General features: G+C 55.6%; 14 protein-coding genes. 4 read left to right on the top strand and 10 right to left on the bottom strand.

Going from position 1 to position 17738, the window contains the following annotated elements; genetic code table 11:
* On the top strand, nt 1–1944 hold a 1944-nt coding region (locus tag ACI2JR_RS09485; protein WP_462478400.1), incomplete at its 5' end, for a choline transporter.
* A 144-nt stretch (nt 1945–2088) separates the two neighbouring features.
* On the opposite strand, the gene ACI2JR_RS09480 is transcribed toward ACI2JR_RS09485, so the two are convergent.
* From ACI2JR_RS09480 to ACI2JR_RS09445, 8 genes are all read right to left on the bottom strand, one after another.
* Nucleotides 2089–2874 (bottom strand): SDR family oxidoreductase, encoded by a 786-nt coding sequence (locus ACI2JR_RS09480; protein ID WP_462478399.1) that lies wholly within the window; start codon nt 2872–2874, stop codon nt 2089–2091.
* Nucleotides 2875–2909: 35 nt separating this feature from the next.
* Nucleotides 2910–3707 (bottom strand): SDR family oxidoreductase, encoded by a 798-nt coding sequence (locus tag ACI2JR_RS09475; protein ID WP_132728796.1) that lies wholly within the window; start codon nt 3705–3707, stop codon nt 2910–2912.
* Nucleotides 3708–3771: 64 nt separating this feature from the next.
* A complete protein-coding gene (locus ACI2JR_RS09470) occupies nt 3772–4839 on the bottom strand; it encodes an ABC transporter permease (protein ID WP_462478398.1) in 1068 nt (355 codons plus the stop codon).
* A 17-nt stretch (nt 4840–4856) separates the two neighbouring features.
* Nucleotides 4857–6401, bottom strand: a complete 1545-nt coding sequence (locus ACI2JR_RS09465) for a sugar ABC transporter ATP-binding protein (protein ID WP_132728800.1) — start codon at nt 6399–6401, stop codon at nt 4857–4859.
* 1 nt (nt 6402) lies between these two features.
* Entirely contained in the window at nt 6403–7023 is a 621-nt protein-coding gene (locus ACI2JR_RS09460) for a DUF2291 family protein (RefSeq protein WP_462478397.1), read from the bottom strand.
* 43 nt (nt 7024–7066) lie between these two features.
* Nucleotides 7067–8002, bottom strand: a complete 936-nt coding sequence (locus tag ACI2JR_RS09455; RefSeq protein WP_132728803.1) for a D-ribose ABC transporter substrate-binding protein — start codon at nt 8000–8002, stop codon at nt 7067–7069.
* A 134-nt stretch (nt 8003–8136) separates the two neighbouring features.
* Nucleotides 8137–9657 (bottom strand): FGGY family carbohydrate kinase, encoded by a 1521-nt coding sequence (locus ACI2JR_RS09450; protein ID WP_462478396.1) that lies wholly within the window; start codon nt 9655–9657, stop codon nt 8137–8139.
* A gap of 362 nt (nt 9658–10019) precedes the next feature.
* Nucleotides 10020–10970, bottom strand: a complete 951-nt coding sequence (locus ACI2JR_RS09445; protein WP_132728805.1) for a sugar-binding transcriptional regulator — start codon at nt 10968–10970, stop codon at nt 10020–10022.
* Nucleotides 10971–11335: 365 nt separating this feature from the next.
* Here ACI2JR_RS09445 and ACI2JR_RS09440 point away from each other — a divergent pair, with 365 nt between their 5' ends.
* On the top strand, nt 11336–12166 hold the full coding sequence (locus ACI2JR_RS09440) for a transketolase (RefSeq protein ID WP_132728806.1): 831 nt from the start codon (nt 11336–11338) through the stop codon (nt 12164–12166).
* Nucleotides 12159–13094, top strand: coding sequence for a transketolase family protein (locus ACI2JR_RS09435; RefSeq protein ID WP_132728807.1), 936 nt, complete (start codon nt 12159–12161; stop codon nt 13092–13094). The genes ACI2JR_RS09440 and ACI2JR_RS09435 overlap by 8 nt, the downstream gene beginning before the upstream one ends.
* 56 nt (nt 13095–13150) lie before the next feature.
* Here ACI2JR_RS09435 and entD read toward each other — a convergent pair whose 3' ends face one another.
* Complete coding sequence (gene entD / locus ACI2JR_RS09430) at nt 13151–13774, bottom strand: enterobactin synthase subunit EntD (RefSeq protein ID WP_462478395.1); 624 nt, start codon at nt 13772–13774, stop codon at nt 13151–13153.
* A 139-nt stretch (nt 13775–13913) separates the two neighbouring features.
* On the bottom strand, nt 13914–16169 hold the full coding sequence (locus ACI2JR_RS09425) for a TonB-dependent siderophore receptor (protein WP_462478394.1): 2256 nt from the start codon (nt 16167–16169) through the stop codon (nt 13914–13916).
* Between the two features lie 238 nt (nt 16170–16407).
* Between ACI2JR_RS09425 and fes the strand changes: the two genes are divergently transcribed.
* Nucleotides 16408–17652 (top strand): enterochelin esterase, encoded by a 1245-nt coding sequence (fes, locus tag ACI2JR_RS09420; RefSeq protein WP_462478402.1) that lies wholly within the window; start codon nt 16408–16410, stop codon nt 17650–17652.
* The last annotated feature ends 86 nt before the right edge of the window (nt 17653–17738 follow it).

The raw sequence follows: 17738 nt of genomic DNA, 5'->3' as shown, positions 1-17738 counted from the left end.
ATGACTATCTTCTTCAGCGATTTTTCCGCGGCCTGGATTGGCCGTACCCTGAACTGGGTTTCGAAGACTTTTGGCTGGTATTATTTGCTGGCAGCGACGCTGTATATCGTGTTTGTGGTGTGCATCGCCTGCTCGCGCTTCGGTTCGGTGAAGCTCGGGCCTGAGCACTCGAAACCGGAGTTTAGCGTCCTGAGCTGGGCGGCGATGCTGTTCGCCGCCGGTATCGGCATCGACCTGATGTTCTTCTCGGTCGCCGAGCCGGTCACTCAGTATATGCAGCCGCCGGAAGGGGCGGGGCAGACGATGGAGGCCGCGCGCCAGTCGATGGTCTGGACGCTGTTCCACTACGGCCTGACCGGCTGGTCGATGTATGCCCTGATGGGAATGGCGCTGGGATACTTTAGCTATCGTTATAATTTACCGCTCACCATCCGTTCCGCGCTGTATCCGATCTTCGGTAAAAAGATTAACGGACCCATCGGCCATAGCGTTGATATCGCGGCGGTGATCGGCACCATTTTTGGCATCGCCACCACCCTCGGTATCGGCGTGGTGCAGCTCAATTACGGCCTGAACGTGCTGTTTGATATTCCGGACTCGCTGGCAGCGAAGGCGGGGCTGATCGTACTGTCGGTGATCATCGCCACCATCTCGGTGACCTCCGGCGTCGATAAAGGGATTCGTATTCTTTCCGAGCTGAACGTGGTGCTGGCGCTGGGGCTGATTCTGTTCGTCCTGTTTATGGGCGATACCGAGTTCCTGCTTAACGCGCTGGTGCTGAACGTCGGCGACTACGTGAACCGCTTTATGGGCATGACGCTCAATAGCTTCGCCTTCGACCGCCCGGTGGAGTGGATGAACAACTGGACGCTGTTCTTCTGGGCGTGGTGGGTGGCCTGGTCGCCGTTTGTCGGCCTGTTCCTCGCGCGGATCTCGCGCGGGCGGACCATTCGTCAGTTTGTGCTGGGGACGCTGATTATTCCGTTTACCTTCACTCTGCTGTGGCTGTCGGTGTTCGGCAACAGCGCGCTGTATGAAATTATCCATGGCAACGCCGCCTTTGCCGCAGAGGCGATGGCCCACCCGGAGCGCGGCTTCTATAATCTGCTGGCGCAGTATCCGGCGTTTACCTTCAGCGCCTCGGTCGCCACCATTACCGGCCTGCTGTTTTACGTGACCTCTGCCGACTCCGGCGCGCTGGTGCTGGGGAACTTCACTTCGAAGCTCAAGGATATCAACAGCGATGCGCCGAACTGGCTGCGCATCTTCTGGTCGGTGGCGATCGGCCTGCTGACTATCGGGATGCTGATGACTAACGGTATTTCGGCGCTGCAGAACACCACGGTGATCATGGGGCTGCCGTTCAGTTTCGTGATCTTCTTCGTGATGGCCGGGCTTTATAAATCGCTGAAGGTGGAAGATTATCGCCGCGAGAGCGCCAACCGCGATACCGCGCCGCGTCCGCTCGGCGTGCAGGATCGCCTGAGCTGGAAGAAGCGTCTGTCGCGACTGATGAACTACCCGGGGACGCGCTATACCCGCCAGATGATGGAGACGGTCTGCTTCCCGGCGATGGAAGAGGTTGCCCAGGAGCTGAAGCTGCGCGGCGCCTACGTCGAGCTGAAAAGCCTGCCGCCGGAAGAGGGGGATAATCTCGGTCATCTCGATCTGCTGGTGCATATGGGCGATGAACAGAACTTTGTCTATCAAATCTGGCCGCAGCAGTATTCGATTCCGGGCTTTACCTATCGGGCGCGCAGCGGCAAGTCGACCTACTATCGCCTGGAGACGTTCCTGCTGGAGGGCAGCCAGGGCAATGACCTGATGGACTACAGCAAAGAGCAGGTGATTACCGATATTCTCGACCAGTACGAGCGCCACCTGAACTTTATCCACCTGCACCGCGAAGCGCCGGGGAACAGCGTGACCTTCCCGGGAATGTAGCCAGACTGACGCTTTTCGGCAAACGGCGTGGTCCGGTTAAATCGACGGGGTAAAACGCCGGGAAATGTCGGATGCCGGCGGGCAAGAGTAAAAATGCGGAGGAGGATCCTCCGCATTTTTGTACGTCCGTCAGGATAGTGCCGATTACCAGCAGACAAATCCGCCGTCGACCACCAAATCCACCCCGGTACAAAATGAGGCCGCATCGCTGGCGAGAAACAGCGCGGGGCCGGCCATCTCTTCCACTTTCGCCATCCGCTGCATGGGGGTCTGGCTTTCAAACTCGCGGGTCTGATGCACCATCTCCGGGCGAGTGTTCATCGGCGTGGCGGTGTAACCCGGGCTGATGGAGTTGACGCGAATCCCTTTACTTACCCACTCCATCGCCAGGCTTTTGGAAAGATGAATCACGCCGGCTTTCGCGCTGTTGTAATGCGCCTGTTCGAGCCCGCGGTTAACGATAATGCCGGACATCGAAGCGATATTGATAATCGAGCCGCCGCCGGATTCCAGCATCAGTTCCGCTTGCGCTTTACAGGAGTTCCAGACGCCGGTGAGATTGATATCAATAACCCGTTGCCACTGCGCCGTTTCCATTTCAAGCGCCGGGTTGGCGTTGGCGATGCCGGCGGCATTGACGGCGATATCGAGACGGCCAAAGCGACTTTTAGCCAGCGCGACGGCGGCGCGAAGCTCGCTGAGCTGGCGTACATCGCCGGTGTACAGGCAGACTTGTCCGCCGATAGCCTCGATATTGCTGACGGTCTGTGCGAGACCGCCGTCTTCGCGCAGATCAAAGCACACCACCCGGGCGCCCGCGCTGGCAAGGCCGTAAGCGATCGTCTGGCCGATGCCGCTGCCGGCGCCGGTGACGAAGGCGACGCGGTCCTGCAGATTAAACAGCTGCTGAGCAAAATCTTTTGCGATCATAGTGATTACTCTTGTGGTCAATACCCTGGCGGGCATTACGACATAATTAAGCCGCCGTCGATGTTAATGGTTTGCCCGGTGAGATAGCGCGCATCGTCAGAGGCGAGAAAGGCCACCAGCCCGGCGACATCTTGCGGTTTACCGGCCCGTTTCAGCGGTATGCCTTCAACCCATTCCGCCATCAGCTCACCTTTGCCGTAGCGCTTCTGCTCGGTGCTGAGAATTTCGCCCCACACGCGGTCGTTGTAGTCCCACATTTCGCTTTCAATAATGCCGGGGCAGAAGGCATTAACGGTGATATTCCATGGCGCCAGCTCGTGGGCGAGGCTTTGCGTAATGCCGATCACGCCCATCTTGCTGGCGGCGTAATGTGGGGTATAGATAAACCCCTGACGTCCCTGACCGGAGGAGGTATTGATCAAACTCCCGTGGTTTTGTTTAACCATGTATTTGGCCGCCTCCCGGCAGCACAGCCAGACGCCGGTGGTGTTAACCGCCAGCACTTTTTCGAAATCCGCTTTCGGCATGCGATCGAAATAATCGATGGTGATCACGCCGGCGTTTTGAATCGAGACGTCGATAGTGCCAAAGCGGGCCGCGGCTTGTGCATAGAGGGACTGAACCTGCGCTTCATGGGTGACATCGACCTGCAGCGACAAAATATCGGCCTGATAGCGCTGGCGTAGCGTTTCGGCGGTTTCATGAACCCGTTCGGCGTTGGACACCATGACCAGATTGGCGCCATCGCGGGCGAAGCGTTCTGCAATGCCCGCACCGATACCGCGGCAGGCGCCGGTAATAACAACCGTTTTGTTATGGAAATCTCGTTGCATGTTTTTTTCCCTTTCGATAAGCCGGGCGCCAGGGCCCGGCGGAATAAGTGAATGCGTCAGGCCGTTAGCTGGAGGTGGCGCCGTTCGGTGGAATGGCGGCCAGCTTCTCTTCGTGGCGGCGCATCAGGATGACCTTGTTCTGCAGCTTTTGCTGGAACTGGTCGACGACGACGGCGGTGACGATAACCACGCCTTTGATCACCATCTGCCAGAAATCGCTGACGCCCATCATCACCATGCCGTCGGCGAGGAAGACGATCACGAAGGCGCCGATAATCGAACCGGTTACCCGGCCACGGCCGCCGGCCAGCGCGGTGCCGCCAAGAACGGTGGCGCCGATCGCATCCATTTCGAACATGTTGCCGGTCATCGGGTGGGCGGTTTGCAGCTGCGAGGCGACAATCAGCCCGACGAAAGCGGCGCAAAGCCCGGAGAAGGCATAAACAAAGATCTTGGCCTTAACAATCGGCACGCCGGCCAGACGGGCGGCGGATTCATTGCCGCCGATGGCGTAGATATAGCGGCCCAGCGGGGTCTTCGTCGTCAGCCAGTAACCCAGCACGAGGAAGGCGATCATCAGCCAGATCGGCAGGTAAATCCCCAGTACGGTACCGGAGCCCAGCGTGGCGAAACCGGTATTGCCCAGCGCTTCCATGCCGTTGAGATTGGGGTAGGTGCTCCCATCGTTAAACAGCAGGGCGGAGCCTCGGGCGACGTACATCATGCCGAGGGTGCAGATAAAAGGAGCCACGCCAAAGCGGGTGATGACGGCGCCATTAATAAAACCGACAATCACGCCAAAAATGGCGACGCACAGGATGACTTCCGGAACGTTGAAAAAGATGACGCTGCCGTTCCACAGAGGCAGACCATTCGTTAATAACGCTCCGGCAACCATGCCGCAGATCCCGGCTACGGCGCCCACCGAAAGATCGATACCCCCGGTCAGAATAACCAGCGTCATCCCAATGGCCAGCAGGCCGGTAATCGCCACGTGCTGGGTCATGATCAGCAGGTTAGACGTGGTCAGGAAGTTGGGTACCATCACGCTGAAGAACGCAACAACCAGCAGCAGAGCGATAAACGTTCTGGCCTTCAGCAGGTACATATAAATCATATATTTCTGGTTCATGATGGGTTCCAGCCTGATTAATCTTGAGGTGTTGAAGCCGCGATCAATTTTTCGCGGGTAACCGCATGACGCGGTAAATCGGCGGTAATACGGCCATCGGCCATCACCAAAATACGATCTGCCAGAGCCATCACTTCATCCAGCTCCGAAGAGGAGAACATCACCGCCAGCCCTTGATGAGCCATTTTGCCGATGAGGTGATAGACATCCGTTTTCGCCCCGACGTCGATGCCGCGGGTCGGCTCATCCAGGAAAACGACCTGTGGTTGCGTCATTAACGCTTTGCCCAGCACCACTTTTTGCTGGTTGCCGCCGCTTAATGAGGTGATGGGAAGCTCGGGATCGCTGACCTTGATGGCGAGCTGGCGAATCATCTCTTTAACGCTGGCCTGCTCTTTATGCGGATTCAGCCATTTCCAGGCGCGACGAAAACCTTGCAGGCTAAAGTCAGAGAGCGTCATGTTGGATTGAATCGACATCATCTGTACGACGCCTTCACCCTGTCGGTCCTCCGGAACCAGCGCCAGCCCTTTTTTCAGTCTCGCCTGAAAGTGCGCCTGAGCAATATTTTCACCGTTGAGGTGGATGTCGCCATTTTGGCAGGGCATCAGGCCGACCAGCCCTTTGAACAGCTCGGTGCGCCCGGCGCCCAGCAGACCGTAAATGCCGATCACCTCCCCTTTACACAGGGTGAAGGTCACGTCATTAAGTTTGTAGCCTCCGCTATGATGAAGCGCGGTCAGTCCTGCCACCGCCAGAACGGGGTCGCCTTTCGGGGCGGGTCGGTAGTCGAAATGCTTTTTCTTGTCGCCGACCATTTGTTCAATGATCCAGGGAATGCTGGCTTCGCTGACGGTACGTTCGCTGATGAAACGGCCATCGCGGAAAATGGTAATGTGGTCGCCAATTTCCATCAGCTCTTCCAGGCGATGGGAGATATAAATGATGGTGACGCCGCGACGTTTAAGCTGTTCAATGACGTTAAACAGTACTTTGACTTCCGACTGGCTGAGCGCAGAGGTGGGCTCATCCATGATCAGGACGCGCGTGTCTTTGGACAGCGCGCGTGCAATTTCAACCAGCTGCTGGTGGCCAATACCGAGTTCCCCGAGCGGGGTATAAGGATCGACATCAAGCTCCAGCCTTTGCAGCAGCGCTTTGGCTAACTCATACTGGTATTTTTCGTTGATTTTCCCGTTCTGGAAAAACTCATTAGCCATGAATATATTATCCATGACGTTCATGTTGGGGAATAAATTCAGCTCCTGGAAAATAATACTGATGCCCTGTTTTTCTGCCTGATGGGTAGAATTTAATGAAACAGGGGAACCATCCAGAATAATTTCTCCGGAGGAGGGGGACTCGACACCAGCAAGCATTTTCATCATGGTGGATTTGCCCGCACCATTTTCTCCGATCAGAACGTTAACTTTATTTCGATAGACCCGGTAATCGACATTATCTAAGGCGATCACGCCGGGATAAACGCGAGATAAGCCACGGGTTTCGATAATAACTTCAGCTTCGACTGGTTGAGGAGCGACGATTTCTTGCGCCAGCATCTTATTGTCCTCCCAGGCGAACGATTTTCGCGGGGGTAATGTCAGGGAAGGTTTGCGGGATATCCCAGGCGGAGAATACGCCATAGACCTGAACCGTTTCGCCGGATTTAATTTGCGCGGCGTGGATCATTTTTACCGCCTGCTGGTTAATGGCCCGACTATATTCACCAAACAGTACCTGATCGTTAAAGTCCTGATAGCTGGCACCGTTATAGCCGTCGCGTAATTGCGTTCCGCGCAGCGTTGGGCCAATTTGCACCACGATGTTGCTGCCGGCGGGATCCTGTATCGTCATTTTTCCACTGCGCGAGGTGGCATCGATTTTATTAATCTGCCCTTCAACTTTGACGAAGAAGATGCATGGGTTTTCTTCCTGAGCGCGATAGCCCAGGGTTTTGCAAGCGCTATCGATATCTTTGGCCGCATGCAGGGCGGTCATTAATTCCTCTGCGGGACGGGCCTGCGCCACGACCTGCGGGACGATTTTCTCCTGCCACGTCTGGTCGATATGCGCCATGTGCGGATTGGGCGGGGATTTAAGATCGGCCAGCTCTTGCTGAGAGACAATACGACAGCCTCCGAGTGCCAGAACGGCCACTGCCAGCCAGGTTTTTTTATACATGAGACTCTCCTCTGCGCCCCCGCAGGGGCGCAACAACCCGAACTCAGGATTTGATATTGAAGTCCTGAACTTTATCTGCGTTATCTTTGGTGATCAGGATGCCGCGGAACATCACGCGCTGTTTCGCCGGTTTTACCCCTTTTTGCAGGTAGTTATCGAGGTCGTTAACCCCTTGTGCGGCGATGGCCTGGGCCTGCAGCATCACCGTAGCCTGTAGCGTTCCGGCTTTGACGGCATCACGCTCATCATTGCTGCCGTCGATGCCCACCACGACCACATCACTGCGGTTCGCCGCTTTCAGCGCGGCGATGACGCCAAGAGCGACAGGACCGTTACCGCAAATCACCCCTTTGACATCAGGATGAGCCTGCAGAATGCTATCCATAATACGTTTGCCGTCGATGAGGGTACCTTTCGCATCCTGTTTGGCGACGCTGACCATATCCGGATACTGATCGATAACCTGATGGAAGGATTTAGAACGGGTTACGCAGTTATTATCGGCAAGGTTGCAGGTCAGTTCCGCATACTTTCCTTTTTCCGCCATTTTCTCGACAAATACGTTGGCGACTTCCGAACCGGCCTGGAAGTTATTATGCGTAATTTGTTCAAGGGCCACGTCATCGACCGGGATTTCCCTGTTGATTAAGATAACCGGAATTCCCGCGTTCTTCGCTTTTTCAATGGCGGCGACGCTGGCGGTAGAGTCAGCATTATCGAGAATAATTCCCTGAACTTTTTTACCGATGGCAGTATCAATAAGTTCGTTCTGTTTTTTTACATCTTCGCCATGTGACAAAATGGTCGTTTTATATCCCAACTGTTTAGCTTTTTCGCTGGCACCTTTGGCTTCAGAAGCGTAATAGGGGTTATCCAGCGAGTTAACCATAATCATAATGGTCCCTTTTTCCACCGCCTGTGCGGTAAAAGAAAAAGCGGTCAGGGTCGCAGCAGTTAAAAGCGTTAAACGTAATTTCATGACAATGTTCTCTCTCTGTTGTTATTGTCGGGTACGGTGAAACAACGCAAGGCCTGAAAATCAGTGTTATGGGCCGGAATCCTCCTTTAGTGAATGACTCAGGTTCGTCGCGCAATGGGATCCCTGGTGGGACGTCAGGCGGACGGCGCCGGTTTCCATAATGTTCTGTCCACTGCATAGCGCCACTCCTGCCATCTCTTGTGTAAACGCAGATGGCGTGCCATATCGGGGCGGAATTCGCTGTGTGGGGTTAAAAAGGCTTTTAAATCAATCAGCGTGCCCGGATAGATGGCCTTACGGGCCAGCAGGGCGGCGCCGATAGCAGAAAGCTCGGGGACATCGCTGCGCATCACCGGACAACCCAGCAGGTCTGCCTGATATTGCATCAGCCAGTCATTTTTTGTCGGTCCGCCATCCACCATCAGCGCCGATAAGCTGAAATCCTCATGCTGACGCATCGCGACCACCACATCGGCTATCTGGTACGCGATTGATTCCAGCGCCGCGCGAATCAGGTGGGCGCGCTTCACCCCACGACTTAAACCGCAAATGACGCCGCGTGCGCTATCGTCCCACCACGGGGCGCCGAGCCCGGTTAGCGCGGGCACAAAATAGACGCCCAGCGTCGAGTCGACGGAGGCCGGTAGGGTGTTGAGCTCGTGGGCCAGCTCGCTGGCGGAAAGTTCGCTTAACCCGGTACTGTCAGCCATCCACGCTACGGCGTCGCCGGTATGCGGGATATTGCCTTCCAGCCCGTAAGTGAGGCTTTCACCATCATGCCATGCGATGGTGGTGGCCAGGGCATCGATATCGCACTGTGCTGATTTCACCGGCGCCATGACGGAGGAACCCGTTCCGTAAGTGGCCTTGACGCAGCCTTGCTCCCCTAAGGCGTGACCAAACAGCGCAGCGTGTGAATCGCCAACCATCGCCATCACCGGGATACCATCAGGAATGGCGGCCAGCCCCCGGGTGTAGCCGAATAAACCGCTGGAGGGTTTAATTTCCGGCAGCGCGGCGCGCGGGATCTGAAACAACCCCAGCATCTCATCATCCCACTGCCCGGTATGCAAATTGAGCAGCTGCGTTCGGGCGGCATTGGAATAGTCACAGCTAAAAGCGGCGCCCTGCGTCAGATTCCACAGGATCCAGCTATCGATGGTGCCGAGACAAATCTCCCCGCACTCAGCCAGAGAGCGACCTTCTGGGACCGACTCCAGTAGCCAGCGCATTTTGGAGGCGGAAAATAACGGGGCGATCGGCAGCCCGGTGATGGCCTTAATGTGCTGCTCTTTGTGGTCGCGGCGCAGCGCCTCACAGAAGCTGGCGCTACGGGTACACTGCCAGGTGATGGCGGCATTAATGGGTTTGCCGCTCTGCCGATACCAGCCGATTGCCGTTTCACGTTGATTACTGATGGCTAACGCCGCAATATTTTCTGCGCCCACGTGGCTGATGGCCTGCGCAATCACGTTGAGCGAGGCCGCGATCAACGCCTCCCCTGATTGTTCTACCCAGCCATCGCAGGGGGTCTGAATCGCTAAGGGTTGAGAAAACTTCACAATAACGTTGCCATGGCCGTCAAGTACCACCGCTTTGGCATTGGTGGTGCCTTCATCGAGCGCAATGATGAACTCTTTCTGTGTTGCCAGCATTAGATCGTCTCCTGAGTCACTCTTCGTCCTGGCATTGCGGGAAAGGCGAACTTCCTCGTTATCGCATTGCTGCTTAGCAGGCCATAATGTGACATTCTGTTATCACTTTTTTAATCACTGAATATATATTCGGTAGTGATTATTTATTTAATACCTTAGCCAGAAACCTTCCGTGGGGCTAGAGGAAAAGTTATCAATTGTGCTGGCAATCACACTTATCAGGATCGACAAATGCAGGGCTTATGTTGAAGGAGTGCCGTTTTTTAGCGGTTTATAAGATTGAAATATAAGAGTTTATTTGACGTGCCTCTGCGTTTATCGGGATAGCGCAAAGGCAGCAGAAAAGACGTTTTGCCGCGGAATCAGCCCGTGACGAGCAGTCTGGCGGTCGGGTAGTCGGTAATTAACACGTCAATATAACCGCCGGAGAGGGCGCCTTTGATGGCGGCGACTTTATCGCTACCGCCAGCCAGGGCGACGACATTGGGACATTTTTTGACTTTCTCCAGCGCCATGCCGATAACAGGATCTTCATCATCGCGTAACACGGCCTGACCGTTTTTATCGTAATAGTGCAGGCAGATGTCGCCCACTGCGCCGCGCTCCGCCAGCACCTGAAGCATATCTTCGTGATAGTAGTTGCCTGACGTTTTCAGTAGCTGTGAAGGTTCGAGGATACCAATCCCGACGATGGCGATATCGACTTCATCAAAGCGCGCTATCACATCGGCGACATCATGGCTGGCGACAAGACGGTTTTTCTCTTCCATGGAGCCTTCGATGCTTTGCGAAGGCAGCAGCCACGCTTCGCAGTTTAAGCGCTGGGCGAGGGTCTGGGTCAGAATTGTCGCCTGCACATTGCCATTCGGCCCGACGCCGCCCAGCAGCTGGATCACGCCGTTGGCTTTCAGGCTCTGCGCGTGGACTTCGTCGACCATGGCCCGAATGGTCGAGCTCCATGAAGAGACGCCAATCAGATCTTTTGGCCGTAATCGCGTTTCCAGATAGTGCGCCGCAGCGGAGCCAATGGCGCGTTTGATGGTGTGATCGCTCGCATCTTCTTCGGTATCCACCACGATGGCCTGTTTAATGCCGTAGCGATCCTCAATCCCTTTTTCAAGATTCAGGAAAATATTTGATGGCTGAACCACGCTAATTTTAACGACCCCTTCTTTTTGACAACGGGTGATGGCGCGGGAGACAAATGACTGAGAAAGCGAGAGAAGTTGAGCGATGTCGGACTGCTTTCGTCCTTCAAGGTAGTAAAGAGTGGCAATCTTAACTAATAGCCGTTGTTCATCCTGCTTAGCCATATATATCCCCGAAAATCATTAACGTGCAGCCATTATGTTAGAGGTTTTTATCATACGCGAAAAAAAAAGACAGTTAAGTGTGATGAGACTCTAACTTTTATCAATCCTCTAAAACAGCTATGGACAAAAACAGCCTCGTCGCGGCATAATTGAATAAAGAATCATCATTGAATATATATTCATTGTGATTTCAGATCAACTGAAAAATTATCCAGGCGCCGGTATGCCTGATGGTGAGGAGGCAGAATGTTCCTGAGTTTGGTGCAGCGGCGCAAGTCATACGATGCCCTGCCAGGGGATGTCTGGTTTTTTTAGTTCCTTACGGAATAAATATTCCAAGTTGAAATTAAATTCAGAGGTATTAAATGAATCCCTACAACTACGATGTCCAGGCACTTGAGCGTCAGGCCCGCGCTGTACGCCGCCACATTGTCCGATTGAATGCCAACAGCCCGGCTGGCGGTCATACCGGTGCCGACCTGTCGCAGGTGGAGCTACTCACCGCGCTGTACTTCCGCGTGTTAAATGTTTCCCCGGAACGCATTGCCGATGATGAGCGTGATATTTATATCCAGTCCAAAGGCCATGCGGTGGGGTGCTATTACTGCGTACTGGCTGAGGCGGGTTTCTTCCCGGTGGACTGGTTGAGCACCTATCAACACGCCAATTCTCATCTTCCTGGCCACCCGGTTCGCCAGAAAACGCCCGGCATTGAGCTGAATACCGGGGCGCTGGGCCATGGTTTGCCTGTTGCGGTGGGGCTGGCGCTGGCGGCGAAAAAGAGCAACAGCCCCCGCCGCATTTTTTTAATCACCGGGGATGGTGAACTGGCAGAGGGGAGCAACTGGGAAGCCGCGCTGGCTGCGGCGCATTATGGCCTTGATAACCTTATTATTATCAACGACAAGAACAATCTTCAGCTGGCCGGGCCAACGCGCGAAATTATGAATACCGATCCGCTCGCCGATAAATGGAAGGCCTTCGGTATGAACGTAACCGAGTGTCAGGGAAATAATATGGCCTCGGTGGTGGCAACCCTAGAAGGGCTACGGCAGGAAGGAAAACCTAACGTCATTATTGCACATACCACGAAAGGCGCCGGTATCTCCTTTATCCAGGGGCGTCCGGAATGGCACCACCGGGTACCGAAAGGTGAGGAGATTGAACTGGCACTGGAGGAACTGAAAGATGAGTAATGCAGAACACCTGGCGAACGTGATGGTTCAAGCGTTTATTGAGGCCGTCGAAAACGGTGTTGATCTGGTGCCGGTTGTCGCCGATTCAACCTCGACGGCGAAAATATCCCCTTTTATTAAACACTTTCCTGACCGTCTGGTTAATGTCGGTATCGCTGAGCAAAGTATGGTGGGGATGGCGGCCGGTCTGGCGCTGGGGGGGAAGGTGGCGGTGACCTGTAACGCCGCACCATTCTTAATTTCCCGCGCCAATGAACAGATTAAAGTCGATGTTTGTTACAACAACACCAACGTGAAATTATTTGGTCTGAATGCGGGAGCCAGCTATGGCCCGCTGGCGAGTACCCACCATTCGATTGACGACCTGGCGATCATGCGCGGGTTTGGCAATATTCAGATTTACGCGCCGTCGTCACCGCGCGAATGTCGGCAGATCATCGACTATGCCATTCAGTATCAGGGACCTGTTTATATCCGCCTTGATGGTAAAGCGCTCCCGGAACTGTACGATGAAAGCTATCGTTTTGTGCCCGGCGCGGTAACCGTGCTGCGTGAAGGCCATGATCTGGCGCTGGTCGCCACCGGCTCGACGGTGCATGAAATTGTCGATGCTGCGCAAACACTGGCTGAATCAGGCATTCAGGCTAAGGTGATTGGCGTGCCTTCGATTCGTCCTTGTGATACCGCAGCATTACTCGCCGCGCTGAAGGGCAGCAAGGCGGTGATTACGGTTGAAGAGCATAACGTGAATGGCGGTCTGGGAAGTCTGGTGGCCGAGGTGCTGGCGGAAGCGGGGGTCGGCATCCCTCTGAAACGGCTGGGGATCCCAGATGGCGAATACGCGGCGGCGGCGGACCGGGGCTGGATGCGCCAGTACCACGGTTTTGATGCGCAGGCGATTGCCACACTGGCGCAGACGTTGTGCTGACTCTGGCTCATTTTCCCGTGCGGGTTTACCGTACGGGTTCTTTCCTTGCGTGCATCTTATGCGCTGCAGAGGGTGATAACGTGTGCGCCCTCTGCTAACCACCGTAGCCGCTGGCGCTGCTTTGCTACCTGTAAAGTAACGATATCGTCGGTTATGCCCGTTATCTGAAAGTGCATAAATCCCAATCCCGCCTGCTGAGAGAGGGGTAGGGCCTTAAACCCGCTCTCTTTCGCCGAGAACGCCAGCGTCAGCGCCAGCTCAGCGGACAGCCCGCTGGCTTGCAGCACCGCGCTTTCCGCTGCGCTGACGATGCTGCTTTCCAGCTCTGTGGCCAGCGCGGGCGTTAATACTCTTTCAATATCAATGCCTACCGGCGCGGGGGAAACCACCGCCAGTGCGCGAGTCTCGCAGTGGCTGATGCTGCCGGACCACGGGGCGGGCCACAGCGGTTGGCGCTGTTCGCCGATACCCGGAACGCCTGTTGCTCCCGCTTCACGCAGGGCATGAACGGCGGCGATACGGCCGGCGAGGTGTTCCATCTGCCGTTTCCGGCCGCTGTTGGCGAGCTGCGCATAATGCGGTAACCACAGGAGATCATGAGGCCGAAAGGTCGCCGGGTCGAAATCAACCTGATGGAGCTGATGACCGGCAAAGGAGAAAGTGGCGTATATAGTCTGCATCCAGCCATCATACTTCAGTTGGCAGAGAAAGGGCGATGCTCGTTGGTTCCAGCCGAAAGATGTTGTGGTATCTATCCTGTCATTCAGAAGTCCCCGGCCGCCCTCCGGAGGAAGAGGGCGGCCGGGTTCAGCCACGCAATCAGAAGTGGGTGTTGACGCTCATGTACCAGGTCCGACCCGGCTCATTATAGGTGTACGCCCCGGCTCCTGCCATATAGTTGGCACTGTTGATATCTCCCGTGGTCTGAGCGTTCCCTGCGCGCCACTGGCGCTTGTCGAAGACGTTATCCACTCCGCCGGTCAGGCTGACATTTTTGTTGACGTCCCAGGTCGCACTCAGGCCGACAATGCTGTACGGGCTGACTTCGGTAGTCTCCGAACCCGTGGCCGGCTGCCCTTTATAGTTGTACTTCTTCGGCTGCTGCTTGCCGTACCAGGTGAAGGTCGACTGGACGGAAACATCCTGGTATACCTGCCAGCTCAGCGTCGAGTTGAGGGTATATTCCGGGATAATCGACAGGCGATCGCCGGTTGTTTTGTTCTTACTCTGCAGCATATAGGTAATATTGTTAGTCCAGCTTACCGTTTCGTTAACCGGGATGTTCAACGTCCCTTCCAGGCCTTCAACCACGGCTTTCGGTACATTTTCCCACTGGTAGATATCGGTACCGCTGCTATTGCTGCCAATAGCAGAATAACCGGCTTCAATTTTGTCTCTATAGTCGTTGCGGAACCAGGTTACACCGGCCTGCCAGCCGTCGCGTTTAAATTCAAGACCAACCTCTTTGTTAATGCTGGTTTCCGCCTTCAGGTCATCATTACCCATTAGATAGCAGCCACCGGAACTGGCATAGCAACCCTGGCCTTTACTGTACAGGATGTAGTTCGGGTTGGTCTGGTACAGGCTCGGCGCTTTATAGGCACGCGCTATACCCATTTTCAGGGTGAAGTCATCTCCCAGCCCCTGCGACAGGTTTAGCGATGGACTCCAGTTATTGCCGACGATGCTGTGATGGTCAAAGCGCAGCGCCGGGGTCAGCATGGTGGAGTCGGTCAACTCCATATTGTCTTCCGCAAATAGTGAGAATATCTCTGCCTGCGAGTAAGGGCTACGGTTAGATGAGTCAATGCCAGGAATAGCTCCCCCAGTATTACTGCCCGTTAATTCCTGGCCGTTGGAGCTCATGTCCTTCATTCGCTGCTGATTCCATTCGGTACCCAGTGTCAGGTTCTGGTTGACCAGCAGAGCGAGTGGAATGCTGATTTCACTGTGTACCATGACATCAGCAAGGTTAATATCCGTGAACTTATTGCTGTTGAACAATCCCTCAAGACCACCCGCTAACCCCTCGCCGAGACGGGAGTTCCGGGTATGCTCGTATTGCACCCAGTTGCTGGTAGTGACTCCATTATCCCAGCCACCATTCCAGGTCAGCGCATAATTCTGTCGGTAGATGCGGTTGGTTTCTTTACCGTAGTTTTTCTTTACCAGCCCATTAGTTTTATTGTCGTTATTGGTGTTCTGAGTATCGCCTGCATAGAGGTTATTCTGGCGGCTGTAGCCCGCCTCAAACTCCAGTGACTGCATTGGTGCAAAGTCCCAGCGTACGACGCCGTTGATGCTTTTGTTTTCAACCCCTTCACGACCAGCCGGTAGCGTATCGACGTAGTTACCGACTCGTTCTGACTGGTGGCCCTGGTTGATATCCCACGCATCGGCCTGGGTTTTATCGAGGTTACCTAACAGGCGGAAGCTGAAATCGCCGCCCAGCGGGCCGTTGAGGCTGAAGTTAGTGCGTTTGGTGGCGCCTTCATCTTTATGCTCCGGGGCGTTGAAATAAGAGTCCCAGGAACCGTGCCATTCACCGTCACCTTTTTTGGTAATGATATTGACCACGCCGCCGGCGGCGCCGTTGCCGTAGCGTGCCGCAGCCGGGCCGCGAATGACTTCAATGCGTTCGATAAGTTCCGGCGGCACCCAGCTGGTATCGCCGCGGGTATCGCGCTCGCCGCGCCAGCCGAGGCGGATGGAGTTACGGCTGGTGACCGGTTTGCCATCAATCAGGATCAGGGTGTTTTCCGGACCCATGCCGCGAATATCGATCTGGCGGTTGTTACCGCGCTGGCCGCTGGTGGAGTTGCCGGTCAGGTTCACCCCCGGCATGGTGCGAATAATTTCGGAGACATCGCGCGCCGGCGGACGTTTACGAATTTCATCGGCGGTGATTGTTGATACGCCCGGCGCCTGAAGGTTTTGCTCGGCGGCGGTGACGACCATCGTTTCCTCGGGGGCCGTTTTTTTGCCGGTGCTGGTCTCTTCCGCACACAGCGGGAAGGCGACCCCATAAATTCCCAGATTGACCAGTAACGCCAGGGATTTGATCCTGTTATTCATTTTAGTAAGTCCTGCTCTTCGTTGCCGCTGTCCCCGTTAACCCCTTCCCACCGGGAGAGGAGGCGGCATAAATGTTGCCACATAAATGTTGTCAGTCGGGTGCGAAGGCGACGCCATCACTGGATCCGTACGCGCGCGCTGACCTGTTTAATTAGATATGACGCTTCCAAAAGTGCGCTAATACGCTATTGCAAATGAAAATAGTTATCAATAATATTATCAACAAAAGATTACGTTTATTGATAAATATCACGATAAACATAAGGTTAATGAAGGAATGCTAAAGACAGGAAGTGATGACTGGTGGCAGGGGATAACGGGCCCACGGTCTGAGGCGCTGGACGATGCGTGTCGGGTCACCTTCTGGTGGCGGGATCCGGCGGGCAGCGAGGCGACCTCGGCGACCCGACGGGTGTGGATTTATATCACCGGCGTCACCGACCATCACCAAAATGCCGTACCGCAAACTCTACAGCGGGTGCCCGGCACCGATGTCTGGCACTGGCAAACCACGCTATCACCCACCTGGCGCGGCAGCTACTGCTTTATTCCCTCCGATCGTGATGACGATTTCGCCCCCGAGATTTTCGCCGGCGGCAGCCCGGATCGCACCCTGTTGCGCGAAGGCTGGCGCAAGCTGCTGCCGCGCGCCATTGCCGACCCGTTAAACCCGCAAAGCTGGAAGGGGGGACGCGGCCATGCGGTCTCGGCGCTGGAACTGCCGCAGGCGCCGGAACAGCCGGGCTGGTCGCGGCGCGATGCGCTTTATCAACCGCCGGTCTGTATCGAATGGCACAGCCCGCGCCTTGGCAATACGCGGCGGGTATGGGTTTACGCCACCGGCGATGACGCGCCTGAAGAGCGCCCGCTGGCGGTGTTGCTGGATGGCCAGTTCTGGGCTGAAAGCATGCCGGTCTGGCCTGCGCTGGCCGGACTGACGCACGACGCTAAACTGCCGCAGGCGGTCTATCTGCTGATCGATGTCATTGATAACGTCCATCGCGGCCGGGAGCTGCCCTGCAATCGTGATTTCTGGCTGGCGCTACAGGAAGAGCTGCTGCCTCAGGTGCGCCGCATCGCCCCCTTCAGCGATCGCGCCGATCGTACCGTTGTCGCCGGGCAGAGCTTTGGCGGCCTGGCGGCGATGTTTGCCGCTTTGTACTGGCCGCAACGGTTTGGCTGCGTCCTGAGTCAGTCAGGCTCCTACTGGTGGCCGCATCGCGGCGGCGCGCAGACGGGCCTGCTGATTGAACGCCTGAGCCAGGGGGAGATTCATCCGCGCGGGTTGCGAATCTGGCTGGAAGCCGGTGAGCGTGAACCGCTTATTTTTCGCGCCAATCGGGCGCTTTTATTACAACTACAGCAGACACAGCAGACGATTTTCTGGCGTCAGGTTGACGGCGGGCACGATGCGCTTTGCTGGCGCGGCGGGCTGACAGCAGGGTTAATCCAGCTGTGGCAGCCTTTGAGCCGCGCGCAATAGCAGAGCGCGCTTCAGACTCAACATCATTCGGGATGCATCGAGGCGGCAGCCACCGCCGGGATTGCTTGCAGGATGTAGAGTAAAGA

Origin of the sequence: Klebsiella sp. NPDC088457 (assembly GCF_044900465.1) — a bacterium.
GTDB lineage: Bacteria > Pseudomonadota > Gammaproteobacteria > Enterobacterales > Enterobacteriaceae > Klebsiella.
Note: the sequence above shows the minus strand (reverse complement) of the source record. Positions and strands in the feature narration are given on the sequence as shown.

Coding starts and splice junctions, on each gene's coding strand:
- ACI2JR_RS09480 (WP_462478399.1), bottom strand. CDS start 2,874: ATGATCGCAAAAGATTTTGCTCAGCAGCTGTTTAATCTGCAGGACCGC.
- ACI2JR_RS09475 (WP_132728796.1), bottom strand. CDS start 3,707: ATGCAACGAGATTTCCATAACAAAACGGTTGTTATTACCGGCGCCTGC.
- ACI2JR_RS09470 (WP_462478398.1), bottom strand. CDS start 4,839: ATGAACCAGAAATATATGATTTATATGTACCTGCTGAAGGCCAGAACG.
- ACI2JR_RS09465 (WP_132728800.1), bottom strand. CDS start 6,401: ATGCTGGCGCAAGAAATCGTCGCTCCTCAACCAGTCGAAGCTGAAGTT.
- ACI2JR_RS09460 (WP_462478397.1), bottom strand. CDS start 7,023: ATGTATAAAAAAACCTGGCTGGCAGTGGCCGTTCTGGCACTCGGAGGC.
- ACI2JR_RS09455 (WP_132728803.1), bottom strand. CDS start 8,002: ATGAAATTACGTTTAACGCTTTTAACTGCTGCGACCCTGACCGCTTTT.
- ACI2JR_RS09450 (WP_462478396.1), bottom strand. CDS start 9,657: ATGCTGGCAACACAGAAAGAGTTCATCATTGCGCTCGATGAAGGCACC.
- ACI2JR_RS09445 (WP_132728805.1), bottom strand. CDS start 10,970: ATGGCTAAGCAGGATGAACAACGGCTATTAGTTAAGATTGCCACTCTT.
- ACI2JR_RS09440 (WP_132728806.1), top strand. CDS start 11,336: ATGAATCCCTACAACTACGATGTCCAGGCACTTGAGCGTCAGGCCCGC.
- ACI2JR_RS09435 (WP_132728807.1), top strand. CDS start 12,159: ATGAGTAATGCAGAACACCTGGCGAACGTGATGGTTCAAGCGTTTATT.
- entD (WP_462478395.1), bottom strand. CDS start 13,774: ATGCAGACTATATACGCCACTTTCTCCTTTGCCGGTCATCAGCTCCAT.
- ACI2JR_RS09425 (WP_462478394.1), bottom strand. CDS start 16,169: ATGAATAACAGGATCAAATCCCTGGCGTTACTGGTCAATCTGGGAATT.